Consider the following 18,707-nt stretch of genomic DNA (forward strand, 5'->3'; position numbering starts at 1 on the left):
CGTAGGAATAGGTTATAAAGCTAAGCATATTAAAGTTAATACAAATGAGAATTAATATATCACAGAAGTTTAAGATTCGCTGGTACAATAAAAACCAAAATAAATGTGAAGTTAAACAGTAGAAAAGAGGTTTGGCGACAGATTATGAAATTAATGAAATATAGTGAACTTGGTAAAGTTTCTATGGGTACCACGTTAATTTGCGTTGACATTTATCTTAAAAAAGTAATTTGGCTAGTGAAAGGACTTATAATGGTCTGGAAGGATAACATTATTTTGAAAAATTGATAACATAAATAGCAATAAAACCCCTACACAATTTAATGCGTAGGGGTTGTCTATATTTTAATGTGAAAATTGTTGTTTTGGTTATTGATGTAAGCTAGTTTATAATTAATTATTTAGTTAATTCGTTATAAACTTTTTGATCATTTTGAGTGTATATAATGTATTCATGGTCATCAGTGTCGATGATAACACGGTTTGTTTTTCCAAAAGTAGATCCAATTCTTGAAACTTTATTTCTATCAAGTTTAGGAACTTCATGAATATTTTGGTCCTGTGAAATATTTTTAATTTCATTTGTTGGAATCTTAATATCTGCAACTCTCCATTGAATTCTTACTTCACTGTTATCTTTTTTTACTGTCATTGCCATATATCGAACACATCCTTTAATTAATTTATAGCTATAGCATACAATAAACTGCAAACGTTTTCAAGTGATTGTGTGATACTTTTTAAAAATAGGTTATACTCATGTTTTTAACGAAAGTATGTTCGCATTTAACGCTTAAATGTGCTAAAATGTAATCCGATAAGGAGTAGTGAAAATGACAGGTAAAACCCATGCATCATGCGGCTTATTAGTCGGAGCTTTAACATTAGAATATTTTCATACTGATTTGTTTACATCTGTTACAGTTATAACGCTTGCAGTTATTTCGAGTTTAATACCTGATATTTGTCACGCACAAAGTAAAATTGGTAGACGATTTAAACTTATTAGTTACTTAATTAGAATGCTATTTGGACACAGGACATTTACACATTCACTTTTATTTATAGGTATTATTATCTTTTTATTGTATTTGATTCAAACCCCCAACTATTATTTGAGTAGTATTGTTCTTGGTTTGCTTTCGCATGTTATACTAGATATGTTAACCCCAAGAGGTGTTAAATTATTTTATCCTGTTCCAATAAGTGTGAAATTCCCAGTGGTTTTTAAAACAGGCGGTTTAGTTGACTTGTCTTTAGCCAGTGCGTTATCGATTGGAGCAATTTATGTAATTTTTCAACCCTCTATACATAAGTTATTATTGAATTGGTTATGATTATGGTTGTACTGAGCATCATAATAATATAAAGTACATATAGTGAAATTATATATCCGTAATGCAAATAAGATATATTTTTTATTTAAATATTTGGATATTAAGGAGAGAGAGCATGCTAGATAAGAAAGCTTTAGAAAAGTTTAATCAAGACCATCTCATTGAGTTTGAAAAATTGATGAGCACAAATGAGAGAGAGCAACTATCTGAAAAACTAGATGCACTAAATTTAACGGATATTCAAGATTTATACGAGGATTTATATGTAAATAAAAAAGAAATTAATGATGTTACTTCTATTAATGAAGTAAAGTATGATATAAAAAATGAATTTACAGATGAAGAGATCGAGCAATATGAAAAAGTTGGACTTGAAGCTATTCGTAAAGGTAAATTTGCAGTACTACTTATGGCCGGCGGGCAAGGTACTCGATTAGGATATAAGGGTCCTAAAGGTTCTTTCGAAATTGAAGGCGTAAGTTTGTTTGAGATTCAGGCTAAACAATTATTAGCATTAAAAGAGCAAACTGGCGAATTCGTTGATTGGTATATCATGACTAGTAAAGTGAATGATCAAGAAACACAGTTATTCTTCGAATCAAATAATTACTTTGGTTATGATAAAGCACATGTGCATTTCTTTATGCAAGATAATATTGTAGCTTTATCTGAAGAAGGTAAATTAGTATTAGATGTAGATAATAATATTTTAGAAACACCAAATGGTAATGGTGGTGTGTTTAAAGCACTTAAAAAAGCTGGATATTTACAAGAAATGTTAGATAATGGTGTCGAATATATTTTCTTAAATAACATCGATAATGTACTAGTTAAAGTACTTGATCCATTATTTGCTGGATATACATTCCAAAATAGTATGGATATTACTACAAAATCTATACAACCTAAAGATGGCGAAAGCGTTGGCCGTTTAGTTCATACAAAACATAAAGATACGGTACTTGAATATTCAGAACTAAGTCCAGATGTAGCAAATGAATTTAATAATGCTAATATAGGAATTCATTCTTTCAAACTCTTATTTATTAGTAATGTTGTTGACAATGAGTTGCCATACCATTTAGCAATCAAAAAATTAAAACAATTAGACGAGGACTTTGGTGTGATTGAGCAATCAACTTTGAAATTTGAATTGTTTTATTTTGATATATTCCAATATGCAAATAGCTTTATTACTTTACAAGTTCCGAGGGATGAAGAATTTTCACCTCTCAAAAATAAAGAAGGTAAAGATAGTGTTGAAACAGCTAGAGCAGATTTAAAACGTATGAATATGATATAAAAAAGGTGGTTACATCGTTGTCTCAATCAATAAAAGCTGATGATAATAAAGTAGTTAAAACATTTAAAGATATTGTACCATTAACATTCGGTGAAGAAATAGGCAATGCAGTATCCCACGGTGTAGCAGCTTTTATAGCGTTATGTGCGCTACCTTATGCTGCCATCTTAAGTTTTTTAAACTTTGGTATAATGGGTGCTTTTAGTGTTTCCGTTTATGTTATAAGTATATTTTTAATGTTTATTTCATCAACGGTTTATCATTCGATGCCAAATAAATCATCACATAAATTCATTTTGCGCATAATTGACCATAGCATGATTTATGTTGCAATCGCTGGTACATATACTCCAATTTGTTTAGCTTTAGTTGGGGGATGGATTGGTTGGTCAGCAATGATTGTACTGTGGGGAATAACGATTTGGGGCATTTTATACAAATCACTAGCTAAAAATGTTAATCATAAATTAAGTTTAATTATGTATCTTGTAATGGGGTGGATTGGCGTATTGTTCTTGCCTAAAATTATTTTTGATACATCCATTACATTTATGCTATTTATACTTTTTGGTGGTATTGCATACACAATAGGTGCTTGGTTTTACGCACAAAAGGATAGACCATATTTTCATATGATTTGGCATTTCTTTATTGTGATTGCTTCAGTATTCCATTTTATAGCAATTATATATTTTATGTAGCTTTATATGAGCCTGGGACATAAATAGATGTCTCAGGCTCTTTTTCAATTTGGCAGTAAGTGACTGAATTGAAAATACGCTTATATCAAGCTTTTTTCAATGCTAGTCACTATTGCCGGGGTGGGACTACGAAATCTATGTTAGAAAATTTGATTTCTGTCCCACTCCCATTTCTGTGTATTTAGCCATTTTAACAAATAATTAATTATGTAATTAAACAAAAATGTAATAGTAGTATTAATTGGCGTGAGGCATAAAAGTTTGTTTAAAATAAAATAAAGCAAAGATATTGAACTTAGAAATAAATAATGATTAAGTAGAAATAAATATAAATTTTAAGAAGGTAAGAGAGTTGAGAATAATACATGAATATAAAATCATTAGGCGTTGTAGTTGCACTTATTTTAATAATGTTTATGTCTGCAATTGAAACATCCATAGTTTCTTTAGCTTTACCAACAATTAAAACGGATTTGAGTGTAGAATCATCCATTTCACTCATATTTGCAGTTTATTTTATTGCTATAGTTATTGCCAACCCAATTGTAGGTGAATTGTTAGAACGCACAAAAATTATTTACATAACTTTATTAGGACTTTTATTATTCACAGTAGGAAGTTTGTTATCTGGACTAAGTGACACTTTCACTTTGTTAATTGTGTCTCGTTTTATTCAAGGATTAGGTGCTGGAGTTATGATGGCATTAAGTCAAATCGTGCCAAAGTTAGCCTTTGAAATTCCATTACGTTATAAAATTATGGGTACGGTAGGAAGCGTTTGGGGGATTTCAAGTATTATTGGTCCAGTGTTAGGGGGAGGGATTTTAGAATTCGCAACTTGGCATTGGTTATTTTTTGTAAATATTCCTATTGCAATAATAGCAATGATACTTGTTATATTTACTTTTCATTTTGAAAATGAAAGCACAACAGCTAAAAATAAGTTAGATATAAAAGGCTTAACTTTATTTTATGTTTTTGTATTTTTCATAATCTTTACAGTTATGAATAAGTCAAACCTATATTTAAATATAGGTTCAATGATTATAGCAATAGTAGTAGCAATCGGACTATTTAAAAATCAGAAGAGAGTAAAAGCACCATTTGTACCAGTTAACGAATTTAATAAAATGATTGTTTTAATATTCTTTACTGATTTTGCTTATGCAATTATATTGATGGGATACAATTTATATATGCCAATCTATTTACAAGAAGATATTGGTTTATCACCGTTGCAAAGTGGATTTGTTATTTTCCCGATTTCATTTGCATGGCTAATTTTAAATTTCTCACTGGATAAAATAGAAGCGAAAATGTCGAGAAAAGCATTATACATCAGTGCGTTTACATCATTGATAATTTGTGGGATATTAGTATTTATTGGAACAGAATCCCCAATTTTTATCGGATTGAGCTTATTATTAGCTGGTGTTAGTTTCGGGACCGTTTATACTAAAGATAGTGTGATTACCCAAGAGGAAACATCGCCAGCAAATATGAAACGTATGATGTCGCTCTATACATTAACGAAAAGCTTAGGAAATTCTATAGGATCTACAATTATGGGATACGTGTATGCCTTATCGTTTACTTTTATTAGCGTTCACATACACAACGTCATTATTTTAAGTTTGCTAATACTTGTCACGCTCATTTTATTATGGTTATTCGCATTTAAAGAGAAAACAGTATCAACTGAGTAACAATGTATATACATTTAGCTAATTTTGATATTATGTGAAAGTTACTACTTAAGATATGTTTTGTACAAGATGGGTATAATGATAATATAAATAATGAATGGGAGTATACCATTTACACATATTGTAGATAAATCGAGAAAGGGAGGACAGTAAGCAATGAAATATATTAGATATTTATTTACAACGCTTATTGTACTTTCTGTATTTATAATATCTGGCGCCATCTTCTTAACATTTCTAGGTTTTGGTTTATATGGGTTAAGTAGGATTTTAATATATTTTCATTTGGCGTACTTTGGTTATAATAAAAGTTTTTACGATAATTTAATTTACTATGGTAGTTATATCGTATTAGGTTATTTTAATTTATTTACTATAGAAAATTTAATGGATTACTTTAGGAAAAAAATACCTGAAAATCCGTATTTTCAAGGAACAACATACCATTTGATTACTTTTACGGTAACGACCTTACTATTTTATTTTATAGTGCATATTCATTATGCATATATCAATATTGATTTCTGGGTGATTGTCCTAATCATTGGCATTTTGTTTATATGTAAGGAAATCTTTTATCCAGATAGCAAAAATCTTAATGATAAGCACAAATAGTATTTTTGTGATATACACAAGGGGAAAAACATTTGCCGAGTAAATATAAATAAAATTGTTGGTGGATATAAGAAATACTAAATCAAAGTAGTTAGTTCATTATTCTTATATGTAAGAATAATTTGAGCTAACTGCTTTTTTATTCTTTGTATTAAATTTATACTAAGTATAAACAATTTAAAGCATAGTCAAAGTTTATTTGTTAGAATATAAATGATAATGAAATAAGAGGGGGACGCTTTGTGTTAACGATAGAGCAAGTTAAAGAGCTTGTTGGAGAATTAAAGGATCCAATAATTGATGTACCATTAAAAGAAACAGATGGAATTATCGAAGTAAGTATTAAAGAAGAAAAAGAACATGTAAGTGTTAAAGTAGCAATGGCTCAATTAGGTGGCCAACCACAACTAGACTTACAAATGGCAATTGTAGAAGTGCTTAAAGAAAATGGTGCGAATACAGTTGGCATTCGATTTGAAGAATTACCATCAGATGTTGTAGAACAATACCGTGGCTCAGGGGAAGAACAAAATCAAACAATAGAAGGTTTGCTTTCAAAAGATAATCCGGTTGAATTTATCGCTATTGCCTCAGGTAAAGGTGGCGTTGGTAAATCGACGGTAGCAGTCAACTTAGCAGTATCTTTAGCAAGAGAAGGTAAAAAAGTTGGACTTGTAGACGCTGACATTTACGGTTTTAGTGTTCCTGATATGATGGGGATTGATGAGAAACCAGGTGTTCAAGGAAAAGAAATCATACCAGTTGAACGTCATGGAGTTAAAGTAATATCTATGGCATTCTTTGTTGAAGAAAACGCACCAGTCATATGGAGAGGTCCAATGCTCGGCAAAATGCTCACAAACTTTTTCGTTGAAGTAAGATGGGGAGATTTAGATTATCTTATTCTAGATTTACCTCCTGGTACGGGAGACATCGCATTAGACGTTCATACTATGTTACCTTCAAGTAAAGAAATTATTGTGACTACACCGCATCCAACAGCAGCGTTTGTTGCTGCAAGGGCTGGAGCAATGGCAAAGCATACTGAACATTCTATTCTAGGTGTAATTGAAAATATGTCTTATTTCCAAAGTAAAGAAACTGGGAATAAAGAATATGTATTTGGTACTGGTGGAGGGGAGAAACTTGCTGAAGAACTCCAAACTGATTTATTAGGACATCTTCCACTAGAACAACCATCATGGAACCCTAAAGACTTTGCACCTTCCATATATCAAACTGATGATAGGCTTGGAGAAATATACCAATCGATGGCGCAACAAATTATTAAAAAGACTAGTAAATAAGTGGTTTTTAGTAGTGGATAGAATTTAATTTAAATTCTATCCACTTTTCTATTGCTTTTTTTCTGAATGATGGTAGAATTGTTTCTTGTGGCAAACATTTGATTACACAAGCGTGAATTCAAAAAATAATTAGTTTGAAATTGTTGTTGACTTTTCTAGACAGAATTGATATTATATAAAAGTCGTCAAAAACGGCAAACAAATTATTTAAATTAATTATAAAAAGTGTAAAAAATATACTTGCATTAATAAGAATAATAATTTAATATTGTTACAGTAATGTTAATTGATTATTAAAAAATAATATTTTCTTGTTGACAAAACATTAAACAAGATGTTAACATTGTAAAGCAACTATTAATTAAATGAAGAAATGAACATTGAAAACTGAATTGCAATATGTCAACGTTAATTCCGAACACAACATTAAATTGTTGGTTCAAAGCAAGTGTTAGAGATAACACAAATTAGTATTTTATGAGCTAATCAAACATCATAATTCATTTATGGAGAGTTTGATCCTGGCTCAGGATGAACGCTGGCGGCGTGCCTAATACATGCAAGTCGAGCGAACAGATAAGGAGCTTGCTCCTTTGACGTTAGCGGCGGACGGGTGAGTAACACGTGGGTAACCTACCTATAAGACTGGGATAACTTCGGGAAACCGGAGCTAATACCGGATAACATTTGGAACCGCATGGTTCTAAAGTGAAAGATGGTTTTGCTATCACTTATAGATGGACCCGCGCCGTATTAGCTAGTTGGTAAGGTAACGGCTTACCAAGGCGACGATACGTAGCCGACCTGAGAGGGTGATCGGCCACACTGGAACTGAGACACGGTCCAGACTCCTACGGGAGGCAGCAGTAGGGAATCTTCCGCAATGGGCGAAAGCCTGACGGAGCAACGCCGCGTGAGTGATGAAGGGTTTCGGCTCGTAAAACTCTGTTATTAGGGAAGAACAAATGTGTAAGTAACTGTGCACGTCTTGACGGTACCTAATCAGAAAGCCACGGCTAACTACGTGCCAGCAGCCGCGGTAATACGTAGGTGGCAAGCGTTATCCGGAATTATTGGGCGTAAAGCGCGCGTAGGCGGTTTCTTAAGTCTGATGTGAAAGCCCACGGCTCAACCGTGGAGGGTCATTGGAAACTGGGAAACTTGAGTGCAGAAGAGGAAAGTGGAATTCCATGTGTAGCGGTGAAATGCGCAGAGATATGGAGGAACACCAGTGGCGAAGGCGACTTTCTGGTCTGTAACTGACGCTGATGTGCGAAAGCGTGGGGATCAAACAGGATTAGATACCCTGGTAGTCCACGCCGTAAACGATGAGTGCTAAGTGTTAGGGGGTTTCCGCCCCTTAGTGCTGCAGCTAACGCATTAAGCACTCCGCCTGGGGAGTACGACCGCAAGGTTGAAACTCAAAGGAATTGACGGGGACCCGCACAAGCGGTGGAGCATGTGGTTTAATTCGAAGCAACGCGAAGAACCTTACCAAATCTTGACATCCTTTGAAAACTCTAGAGATAGAGCCTTCCCCTTCGGGGGACAAAGTGACAGGTGGTGCATGGTTGTCGTCAGCTCGTGTCGTGAGATGTTGGGTTAAGTCCCGCAACGAGCGCAACCCTTAAGCTTAGTTGCCATCATTAAGTTGGGCACTCTAGGTTGACTGCCGGTGATAAACCGGAGGAAGGTGGGGATGACGTCAAATCATCATGCCCCTTATGATTTGGGCTACACACGTGCTACAATGGACAATACAAAGGGCAGCTAAACCGCGAGGTCATGCAAATCCCATAAAGTTGTTCTCAGTTCGGATTGTAGTCTGCAACTCGACTACATGAAGCTGGAATCGCTAGTAATCGTAGATCAGCATGCTACGGTGAATACGTTCCCGGGTCTTGTACACACCGCCCGTCACACCACGAGAGTTTGTAACACCCGAAGCCGGTGGAGTAACCATTTATGGAGCTAGCCGTCGAAGGTGGGACAAATGATTGGGGTGAAGTCGTAACAAGGTAGCCGTATCGGAAGGTGCGGCTGGATCACCTCCTTTCTAAGGATATATTCGGAAACATCTTCTTACGAAGATGAAATAGGAATAACATTGACATATTGTATTCAGTTTTGAGTGCTCATTGGAGTATTCATTGCATTATTTTGTACATTGAAAACTAGATAAGTAAGTAAAATTTATGATTTTACCAAGCAAAACCGAGTGAATTAGAGTTTTTTAACAAGCTTTGAATTCAAAAAGAAATAATCGCTAGTGTTCGAAAGAACACTCACAGATTAATAACATTTTGGGTTTTCAACCGACTTGTTCGTGTTGAAAGTCAAAAAAGATTAAGTTATTAAGGGCGCACGGTGGATGCCTTGGCACTAGAAGCCGATGAAGGACGTTACTAACGACGATATGCTTTGGGGAGCTGTAAGTAAGCTTTGATCCAGAGATTTCCGAATGGGGAAACCCAGCATGAGTTATGTCATGTTATCGATATGTGAATACATAGCATATCTGAAGGTAGACGCGGAGAACTGAAACATCTTAGTACCCGCAGGAAGAGAAAGAAAAATCGATTCCCTGAGTAGCGGCGAGCGAAACGGGAAGAGCCCAAACCAACGAGCTTGCTTGTTGGGGTTGTAGGACACTCTATACGGAGTTACAAAAGAATAAACTAGACGAATCATCTGGAAAGATGAATCAAAGAAGGTAATAATCCTGTAGTCGAAAGTTTATTCACTCTTGAGTGGATCCTGAGTACGACGGAACACGAGAAATTCCGTCGGAATCCGGGAGGACCATCTCCCAAGGCTAAATACTCTCTAGTGACCGATAGTGAACCAGTACCGTGAGGGAAAGGTGAAAAGTACCCCGGAAGGGGAGTGAAATAGAACTTGAAACCGTGTGCTTACAAGTAGTCAGAGCCCGTTAATGGGTGATGGCGTGCCTTTTGTAGAATGAACCGGCGAGTTACGATTTGATGCAAGGTTAAGCAGTGAATGTGGAGCCGTAGCGAAAGCGAGTCTGAATAGGGCGTTGAGTATTTGGTCGTAGACCCGAAACCAGGTGATCTACCCATGACCAGGTTGAAGTTCAGGTAACACTGAATGGAGGACCGAACCGACTTACGTTGAAAAGTGAGCGGATGAGTTGTGGGTAGCGGAGAAATTCCAATCGAACCTGGAGATAGCTGGTTCTCTCCGAAATAGCTTTAGGGCTAGCCTCAAGTGATGATTATTGGAGGTAGAGCACTGTTTGGACGAGGGGCCCTTATCGGGTTACCGAATTCAGACAAACTCCGAATGCCAATCAATTTAACTTGGGAGTTAGAACGCGGGTGATAAGGTCCGTGTTCGAAAGGGAAACAGCCCAGACCACCAGCTAAGGTCCCAAAATATATGTTAAGTGGAAAAGGATGTGGCGTTGCCCAGACAACTAGGATGTTGGCTTAGAAGCAGCCATCATTTAAAGAGTGCGTAATAGCTCACTAGTCGAGTGACACTGCGCCGAAAATGTACCGGGGCTAAACATATTACCGAAGCTGTGGATTGTCCGTAAGGACAATGGTAGGAGAGCGTTCTAAGGGCGTTGAAGCATGATCGCAAGGACATGTGGAGCGCTTAGAAGTGAGAATGCCGGTGTGAGTAGCGAAAGACGGGTGAGAATCCCGTCCACCGATTGACTAAGGTTTCCAGAGGAAGGCTCGTCCGCTCTGGGTTAGTCGGGTCCTAAGCTGAGGCCGATAGGCGTAGGCGATGGATAACAGGTTGATATTCCTGTACCACCATAATTCGTTTTAAGCGATGGGGGGACGCAGTAGGATAGGCGAAGCGTACTATTGGATTGTACGTCCAAGCAGTAAGACTGAGTGTTAGGCAAATCCGGCACTCTTAAGGTCAAGCTGTGATGGGGAGAGGAAATTGTTTCCTCGAGTCGTTGATTTCACACTGCCGAGAAAAGCCTCTAGCTAGAATTGTGGTGCCCGTACCGCAAACCGACACAGGTAGTCAAGATGAGAATTCTAAGGTGAGCGAGCGAACTCTCGTTAAGGAACTCGGCAAAATGACCCCGTAACTTCGGGAGAAGGGGTGCTCTTTAGGGTTCACGCCCAGGAGAGCCGCAGTGAATAGGCCCAAGCGACTGTTTATCAAAAACACAGGTCTCTGCTAAACCGTAAGGTGATGTATAGGGGCTGACGCCTGCCCGGTGCTGGAAGGTTAAGAGGAGTGGTTAGCTTCTGCGAAGCTACGAATCGAAGCCCCAGTAAACGGCGGCCGTAACTATAACGGTCCTAAGGTAGCGAAATTCCTTGTCGGGTAAGTTCCGACCCGCACGAAAGGCGTAACGATTTGGGCACTGTCTCAACGAGAGACTCGGTGAAATCATAGTACCTGTGAAGATGCAGGTTACCCGCGACAGGACGGAAAGACCCCGTGGAGCTTTACTGTAGTCTGATATTGAAATTCGGCACAGCTTGTACAGGATAGGTAGGAGCCTGAGATACGTGAGCGCTAGCTTACGTGGAGGCGTTGGTGGGATACTACCCTCGCTGTGTTGGATTTCTAACCCGCACCATTTATCATGGTGGGAGACAGTGTCAGATGGGCAGTTTGACTGGGGCGGTCGCCTCCTAAAGAGTAACGGAGGCGCTCAAAGGTTTCCTCAGAATGGTTGGAAATCATTCATAGAGTGTAAAGGCATAAGGAAGCTTGACTGCGAGACTTACAAGTCGAGCAGGGTCGAAAGACGGACTTAGTGATCCGGTGGTTCCGCATGGAAGGGCCATCGCTCAACGGATAAAAGCTACCCCGGGGATAACAGGCTTATCTCCCCCAAGAGTTCACATCGACGGGGAGGTTTGGCACCTCGATGTCGGCTCATCGCATCCTGGGGCTGTAGTCGGTCCCAAGGGTTGGGCTGTTCGCCCATTAAAGCGGTACGCGAGCTGGGTTCAGAACGTCGTGAGACAGTTCGGTCCCTATCCGTCGTGGGCGTAGGAAATTTGAGAGGAGCTGTCCTTAGTACGAGAGGACCGGGATGGACATACCTCTGGTGTACCAGTTGTCGTGCCAACGGCATCGCTGGGTAGCTATGTATGGACGGGATAAGTGCTGAAAGCATCTAAGCATGAAGCCCCCCTCAAGATGAGATTTCCCAACTTCGGTTATAAGATCCCTCAAAGATGATGAGGTTAATAGGTTCGAGGTGGAAGCATAGCGATATGTGGAGCTGACGAATACTAATCGATCGAAGACTTAATCAAATTTTAAATTGTTTTGTTTTGGTTAAATCATATTTTACTTACTATCTAGTTTTGAATGTATAATTTCATACATTTCATTGTCTGGTGACAATGGCAAAGAGGTCACACCTGTTCCCATGCCGAACACAGAAGTTAAGCTCTTTAGCGCCGATGGTAGTCGGACTTACGTTCCGCAAGAGTAGGACGTTGCCAGGCAATTAAATTATTCCACAGTAGCTCAGTGGTAGAGCTATCGGCTGTTAACCGATCGGTCGTAGGTTCGAGTCCTACCTGTGGAGCCATATGGCCCCGTGGTCAAGCGGTTAAGACACCGCCCTTTCACGGCGGTAACACGGGTTCGAGTCCCGTCGGGGTCATTACATATTTGGAGGATTAGCTCAGCTGGGAGAGCATCTGCCTTACAAGCAGAGGGTCGGCGGTTCGAACCCGTCATCCTCCACCATTTTAATTAAATAGTACGGAGGGGTAGCGAAGTGGCTAAACGCGGCGGACTGTAAATCCGCTCCTTCGGGTTCGGCAGTTCGAATCTGCCCCCCTCCACCATTTATGGGCTATAGCCAAGCGGTAAGGCAATGGACTTTGACTCCATCACGCGCTGGTTCGAATCCAGCTAGCCCAGCCATTAGAGCCATTAGCTCAGTTGGTAGAGCATCTGACTTTTAATCAGAGGGTCAGTGGTTCGAGCCCACTATGGCTCACTAGTAAGCACTTCTCACAAGAGAAGTGCTTTTTTTGTATAAAATTATATTTCACTTTTAAAATAAATACTTGTGTTATTTACTCAATTTCACTTATATAAAGTAATAATATAAGCATGAAGTACAAATCCGTATTGTAGTTAGAACTTTGAATAAAGTTTGTTTTTTTTATTTATACATTTTATTGTTTAGTAAAATAATAAAAATCGATACTAAAAGGATTTGTTTTGAATGATAAATCATTATATTGATTTTATATGTAAAAAGGCAGAAATGAAGAGAAAAGCTGTTTTAACAACGCTTGAAATGTTAATGTCTTTAGATTATTCTAGAAACATATAACAACAAAGGGGTTTTAAAAATGAATAAAACAGTAGAAATTATTGGAGTACCAGCAACATTTGGGCAAAGGAAATTAGGGGTAAACCTTGGTCCAGATGCGATTCGATATGCTGGAATTGAGGACCGTATTAAAGCAATTGGTCTATCTGTTAAAGATTCTGGTAATATTGCAGTACCTAAATTAGATTTAGAAAAGTTTAATTCAGAGCAAGAGGGCTTACGTAATATAGAGGAAATCATAGAAACATCAAATATGTTAAGTGATGCTGTATCAACTAGCATTGAACATAATCATTTTCCATTAGTGCTAGGGGGAGACCATTCAATTGCAATTGGTTCTATATCAGGTGTTAGTAAGCACTATGAGAATTTAGGTGTTATTTGGTATGATGCACATGGTGACTTAAATGTACCTGAAGAATCACCTTCAGGAAATATTCATGGCATGCCGTTACGGGTGCTTGCAGGTGATGGTGATGAGCGTTTGGTTAATATTTCGGATTATTCACCGAAAGTTAAACCTGAAAATATTGTGCTTATTGGTATGAGAGATTTAGATGAGGGTGAAAGACGCTACATAAAAGAACATAATATTAAAACATTTACGATGGCTGAAGTTGACCGATTTGGTATTAAAAAAGTGATTGAAGAAACAATAGCTTATTTAAAACCTAAAACAGATGGCATTCATCTATCACTTGATGTTGATGCCTTAGATCCTGTTGAAACACCAGGAACAGGCACTAGAGTGCTTGGAGGTTTAACGTATAGAGAAAGTCATTTTGCATTAGAGTTGTTACACAATTCTAATCTCATTACTTCTATGGATTTAGTGGAGGTTAATCCACTAATCGATCATAATAATGACACGGCAGAGCAAGCAGTAGGTTTAGTAGGTAGTTTCTTCGGGGAAACATTACTATAATTCAGTTGAAATTATGTCTATAACATAGAGAAATAAGCTAAGTACTTAGCTACAATGTAATATTGGAATAGCTGACTGATATCAGAAAGTATTTTTCATGTTTTGTGTCAGTCAGTTTTGTTGGGGCGGGATAATGAAATCTTATGTTTAAAATAAGATTTCAGTTTCGCTCCTTTTGATTTTGCTAAAAATTTAAATACTAAATATGACAGTTAGTGTTATGATTGGTATAATATATAACATGGGAACAGATAACCGGAGGAGATGTTATGGAATTATCCAACTTTTTTGATAACTGGAGTACAGTTAAAATAATTGCAAGTGTACTCGACTTACTCATAGTATGGTATGTACTTTATCTTCTCATTACAGTTTTTAAAGGTACCAAAGCCATTCAACTATTAAAAGGTATTGTTGTAATAGTAATTGGTCAACAATTGAGTAAAATGCTGAACTTAACAGCTACATCCCGTCTTTTTGATTTAGTTATTCAATGGGGGGTATTAGCTCTAATCGTGATATTCCAACCAGAAATTCGCCGTGCCTTGGAACAACTTGGTAGAGGTAGCTTATTTAAACGTTATTCAACGAATTTAAATAGTGATGAAGGGAAGTTAATATCTTCAGTATCAAAGGCAGTACAATATATGGCCAAACGCCGTATAGGTGCATTGATTGTATTTGAAAATGAAACAGGGTTACAAGATTATATTGAAACAGGCATCGCAATGAATTCAGAAATATCACAAGAACTATTAACAAACGTTTTTATACCAAACACACCATTACATGATGGTGCAATGATAATTCAAGAGAATAAGATTGCTAGTGCTGCGAGTTATTTGCCGTTATCTGATAGCGCTAAAATTGCTAAAAGTTTAGGGACAAGACATAGAGCTGCAGTAGGTATATCAGAAGTATCAGATGCTTTTACTGTTATCGTTTCAGAAGAAACTGGATCTATTTCTGTTACTTTTGACGGTAAATTAAGAAAAGATATTTCAAACGAAGCATTTGAAGAATTATTAGCTGAACATTGGTTTGGTACACACTTTCATGAGAAAGGTGTGAAGTAATATGTTAGAAAGTAAATGGGGATTGAGATTAATCGCCCTTGTGTTAGCCCTTGTGTTTTTCCTATCAGTTAACAATATGTTTGGAAATATATTTAATGCTGATAACTTAGGCCAAAAGTCTTCCGAAACGATTCAGGAAGTTCCGGTGCAAGTTAAGTATAATAATAAATCATTATATGCTAGTGAAGTGCCTGATAAAGTTGATGTGGAAATTTCAGGTCCTCAATCACAGGTTTTAAAAGCTGAGAATGGTGAAAATATTAAAGCAGTTTTAGATTTAAGTGGTGAAAAAGCAGGAAAACATACGACGCAATTCCAGGTCAATGGATTGAATAAAGACATTGATTATAATGTTAAACCGAAAGAGGCCACTGTAAATCTTGAAGAACGTGTGAGCAAAACATTAAAAGTAGAACCGGATGTAAGTAATAATGACTTAGATTCAGACTATAAAATTAGTGAGCAAAGCGTTTCACCAGAGACAGTTAAAGTGACTGGTGGACAAGATCAAATTGATAAAATAGCATATTTAAAAGCAACATATAAAAACAAGAGTAAAATTGCTAAAAATACTACAGATGTAGCAAAAATTACTGCATTTGATAGAAATCTTAATAAAATTGACGTTTCAATACAACCGAATGAGGTAAACTTGAGCGTTAAGGTAGAAGATTATAGTAAAAAAGTTAAAGTAAAAACAAAAGCAGTAGGATCCTTATCAAATAATCGTGAATTAGACAATATAAGTTTAGAAGATGAAGAAGTAGAAATTTATGGTAATAAGGATGACTTAGAAGATATTGATGAAATTACTGCAAATGTAAATTTGGATAATATCTCAGATACTACTGAAAAAAATGTGAAGTTTAAAGTACCTAAAGATGTGACAAAAGTTAATCCAAATGGTACTACAGCTAAAATTACAGTTAAATAGATTTGTATAAATAAAGGAGATATAAATAATGGCAAAATATTTTGGTACAGATGGCGTAAGGGGAGTAGCAAATAAAGAATTAACACCTGAACTTGCGTTTAAACTAGGGCGCTATGGCGGCTATGTTTTAGCACATAATAAAGATGAGAAGCACCCTAAAGTACTAGTTGGTAGAGATACTCGTGTTTCAGGAGAGATGTTAGAATCTGCTTTAATTGCAGGACTAATTTCCATCGGCGCAGAAGTTATGCGTTTAGGCGTTATTTCAACGCCAGGTGTAGCCTATTTAACACGAGAAATGGAAGCCGAATTAGGTGTCATGATATCTGCTTCTCATAACCCAGTTCCAGACAATGGTATTAAATTCTTTGGTTCTGATGGCTTCAAATTATCAGATGATCAAGAACAGGAAATAGAAGAATTATTAGACCAAGAAAATCCTGATTTACCTCGACCTGTTGGCGAAGATATTGTACATTACTCTGATTATTTTGAAGGTGCACAAAAATACATTAGCTATTTAAAATCAACTGTTGATGTGAACTTAGATGGAATGAAGATTGCATTAGATGGGGCAAATGGTTCTACATCTTCTTTAGCACCGTTTTTATTCGGTGATTTAGAAGCTGATACAGTGACAGTTGGCTGTAAACCAAATGGTTATAATATTAATAAAGATGTTGGTTCTACGCATCCTGAAACATTAGCTAAAGAAGTTATCGAATCAGAATGTGACTTTGGTTTAGCTTTTGATGGTGATGGTGACAGACTAATTGCAGTAGATGAAAAAGGTAATATTGTCGATGGTGACCAAATTATGTTTATTATTGGTCAAGCGATGAGCAAAAATCATGAGTTAAATAATAATATGATTGTTTCTACTGTAATGAGTAACTTAGGGTTCTATAAAGCTTTAGAAAATGAAGGTATCCAATCTAACAAAACTAAAGTTGGAGATCGCTACGTTGTAGAAGAAATGAGAAGAGGTAACTACAATTTAGGTGGAGAACAGTCAGGTCATATTGTATTAATGGATTATAATACGACTGGAGACGGTTTGTTAACAGGTGTTCAACTAGCTAGTATTATAAAAATGACTGGTAAAAGTTTAAGTCAACTTGCAAGTCAAATGAAAAAATATCCACAATCATTAGTTAATGTTCGTGTAACAGATAAATATCGTGTGGAAGAGAATATTGATGTGCAAGAAATAATGACTAAAGTAGAAGTAGAAATGAATGGTGAAGGTCGTATTTTAGTAAGACCTTCTGGAACAGAACCATTAGTGCGAGTAATGGTTGAAGCATCAACTGATGAAGATGCGCAGCGATTTGCCAATACAATTGCTGATGTAGTTCAAGATAAAATGGGATTAGATAAATAGTTATTAATTAAATATAATCAAGACCTAAATATTTAATTCAAGTCGCCCAGCACATCATATAAAAACGATGTGCTGGGTTATTATCATTATTGTTTTAAAACATAAATTAATAAACATTCAACCATGTAAAAAAGCAATAGCTCAGACTGTCGACAGATTCTTTGACTTTTTTGCAGTTTTTTTATTCACGTTTCCCGGAGACACTGCCTAAGTCTGAAGTATTCAGCTAGTGCTCTTCCCACAATAGTCGATCCAAATATTACACTGAAAAGAGTATAGTATATATAAATTAAACAGTGGTGGTGTTTACTATGTTGAATAACTCAATGGATAAAAGTAGAACTTTGCTCTAAAAGACCCATGCTATTTTGAAAAATAAATATACAAATATAAATAAACAAACTCTAGGTGAAGTAGTACAGAACCCCTAAAGTGGAAACTTAATAAAAACTCTATATTCTAGGCTGCTAATTCCTGTATTTTATAGGGGCTAAGTAGCCTAGTTTTTGTTGAATTCGATTACTATTATAGTTTTTAATGTAATTTTCGATAATATCTATCACAATGTGATTAGAGCTATTAAGCTCATTGTTGAGGTAGAAGGTTTCACACTTTAGCGAGGAATGAAAACTTTCTATCGGGGCATTATCAGCAGGTGTTCTCTTTCGGGACATGTTTCTGATAATGCCTTTTTCTTCGCATAATTGATAGTAAGAATACGACGTGTAAACAATACGACGTGTAAACACTACCTTGGTCACTATGTAGTATGCAACCCTCAGATATATCAATTAGATTTAATGTATCATTAACTAAACTTTGGTCCTGTTATCTAACTTTAATTATTCTACTTCTGATAATTCTTCCACTCCTTTGTCATAAGCATATTGCTTGGCTCTTTGTTGATAAAACCTATAAGTTTCGCCATTTTTATATCATCACCACCAAGTTTTTACCTGTGTGCTGTTTTTAATATTTAATGCTTCTATAATTTCTTTTACAGTATATCCAGCTTCTTTCATTTCAATAGTTTTATATTTTGTTTCTATTGAATAAGACATTATTTTCATAGAAAAAACACCTCCGTATGATTCATTTTAAATGAATTCAAC

12 protein-coding genes, 6 tRNA genes, 3 rRNA genes and 1 pseudogene are annotated in these 18,707 nt (G+C 36.4%); 19 read left to right on the plus strand and 3 right to left on the minus strand.

What is annotated here, in order from left to right; genetic code table 11:
- Positions 1–397 precede the first annotated feature (397 nt).
- Complete coding sequence (locus ACW5YJ_RS05435) at positions 398–658, minus strand: SunI/YnzG family protein (protein WP_017722958.1); 261 nt, start codon at positions 656–658, stop codon at positions 398–400.
- Positions 659–833: 175 nt separating this feature from the next.
- Between ACW5YJ_RS05435 and ACW5YJ_RS05440 the strand changes: the two genes are divergently transcribed.
- From ACW5YJ_RS05440 to glmM, 19 genes are all read left to right on the plus strand, one after another.
- Complete coding sequence (locus tag ACW5YJ_RS05440; RefSeq protein ID WP_017722957.1) at positions 834–1,337, plus strand: metal-dependent hydrolase; 504 nt, start codon at positions 834–836, stop codon at positions 1,335–1,337.
- A gap of 115 nt (positions 1,338–1,452) precedes the next feature.
- Complete coding sequence (locus ACW5YJ_RS05445) at positions 1,453–2,640, plus strand: UTP--glucose-1-phosphate uridylyltransferase (RefSeq protein WP_017722956.1); 1,188 nt, start codon at positions 1,453–1,455, stop codon at positions 2,638–2,640.
- Between the two features lie 17 nt (positions 2,641–2,657).
- Positions 2,658–3,341: a PAQR family membrane homeostasis protein TrhA gene (gene trhA, locus ACW5YJ_RS05450; protein WP_107552172.1), complete on the plus strand. Its 684-nt coding sequence runs from the start codon at positions 2,658–2,660 to the stop codon at positions 3,339–3,341.
- A gap of 365 nt (positions 3,342–3,706) precedes the next feature.
- Positions 3,707–5,047 carry a multidrug efflux MFS transporter SdrM gene (gene sdrM, locus ACW5YJ_RS05455; RefSeq protein ID WP_107552170.1) on the plus strand — a complete coding sequence of 447 codons (1,341 nt, stop codon included), beginning with the start codon at positions 3,707–3,709 and terminating at the stop codon, positions 5,045–5,047.
- A gap of 156 nt (positions 5,048–5,203) precedes the next feature.
- On the plus strand, positions 5,204–5,662 hold the full coding sequence (locus ACW5YJ_RS05460) for a SepA family multidrug efflux transporter (RefSeq protein WP_017723724.1): 459 nt from the start codon (positions 5,204–5,206) through the stop codon (positions 5,660–5,662).
- 242 nt (positions 5,663–5,904) lie between these two features.
- Complete coding sequence (locus tag ACW5YJ_RS05465; RefSeq protein WP_107552168.1) at positions 5,905–6,969, plus strand: P-loop NTPase; 1,065 nt, start codon at positions 5,905–5,907, stop codon at positions 6,967–6,969.
- 503 nt (positions 6,970–7,472) lie between these two features.
- Positions 7,473–9,025 (plus strand): 16S ribosomal RNA (locus ACW5YJ_RS05470).
- Positions 9,026–9,313: 288 nt separating this feature from the next.
- Positions 9,314–12,236: ribosomal RNA gene (locus tag ACW5YJ_RS05475) — 23S ribosomal RNA — on the plus strand.
- A gap of 80 nt (positions 12,237–12,316) precedes the next feature.
- Positions 12,317–12,431 (plus strand): 5S ribosomal RNA (gene rrf / locus ACW5YJ_RS05480).
- The 16S, 23S and 5S rRNA genes sit together here with 6 tRNA genes alongside, the layout of an rRNA operon.
- Before the next feature lie 11 nt (positions 12,432–12,442).
- Positions 12,443–12,517, plus strand: a tRNA-Asn gene (locus tag ACW5YJ_RS05485).
- A gap of 3 nt (positions 12,518–12,520) precedes the next feature.
- Positions 12,521–12,592 (plus strand) — tRNA-Glu (locus ACW5YJ_RS05490).
- Between the two features lie 10 nt (positions 12,593–12,602).
- Positions 12,603–12,678 (plus strand) — tRNA-Val (locus ACW5YJ_RS05495).
- 17 nt (positions 12,679–12,695) lie between these two features.
- Positions 12,696–12,779: transfer RNA gene (locus tag ACW5YJ_RS05500), tRNA-Tyr, on the plus strand.
- Between the two features lie 4 nt (positions 12,780–12,783).
- A tRNA-Gln gene (locus tag ACW5YJ_RS05505) sits at positions 12,784–12,858 on the plus strand.
- A gap of 3 nt (positions 12,859–12,861) precedes the next feature.
- Positions 12,862–12,934: transfer RNA gene (locus ACW5YJ_RS05510), tRNA-Lys, on the plus strand.
- A 361-nt stretch (positions 12,935–13,295) separates the two neighbouring features.
- Positions 13,296–14,201 (plus strand): arginase, encoded by a 906-nt coding sequence (gene rocF / locus ACW5YJ_RS05515; RefSeq protein ID WP_017722030.1) that lies wholly within the window; start codon positions 13,296–13,298, stop codon positions 14,199–14,201.
- 269 nt (positions 14,202–14,470) lie between these two features.
- Positions 14,471–15,277, plus strand: coding sequence for a diadenylate cyclase CdaA (cdaA, locus tag ACW5YJ_RS05520; RefSeq protein WP_017722031.1), 807 nt, complete (start codon positions 14,471–14,473; stop codon positions 15,275–15,277).
- 1 nt (position 15,278) lies between these two features.
- Positions 15,279–16,211 carry a CdaR family protein gene (locus ACW5YJ_RS05525; protein ID WP_017722032.1) on the plus strand — a complete coding sequence of 311 codons (933 nt, stop codon included), beginning with the start codon at positions 15,279–15,281 and terminating at the stop codon, positions 16,209–16,211.
- A 28-nt stretch (positions 16,212–16,239) separates the two neighbouring features.
- Complete coding sequence (glmM, locus tag ACW5YJ_RS05530; RefSeq protein WP_017722033.1) at positions 16,240–17,595, plus strand: phosphoglucosamine mutase; 1,356 nt, start codon at positions 16,240–16,242, stop codon at positions 17,593–17,595.
- Between the two features lie 467 nt (positions 17,596–18,062).
- Here glmM and ACW5YJ_RS05535 read toward each other — a convergent pair.
- Together ACW5YJ_RS05535 and ACW5YJ_RS05540 are read right to left on the minus strand one after the other, a co-directional pair.
- Positions 18,063–18,423, minus strand: a pseudogene (locus ACW5YJ_RS05535) (IS3 family transposase); the annotation flags it as partial.
- Positions 18,424–18,533: 110 nt separating this feature from the next.
- On the minus strand, positions 18,534–18,656 hold the full coding sequence (locus tag ACW5YJ_RS05540) for a hypothetical protein (protein ID WP_398575117.1): 123 nt from the start codon (positions 18,654–18,656) through the stop codon (positions 18,534–18,536).
- Positions 18,657–18,707 lie beyond the last annotated feature (51 nt).

Source organism: Staphylococcus sp. mip270_02 (assembly GCF_054031535.1).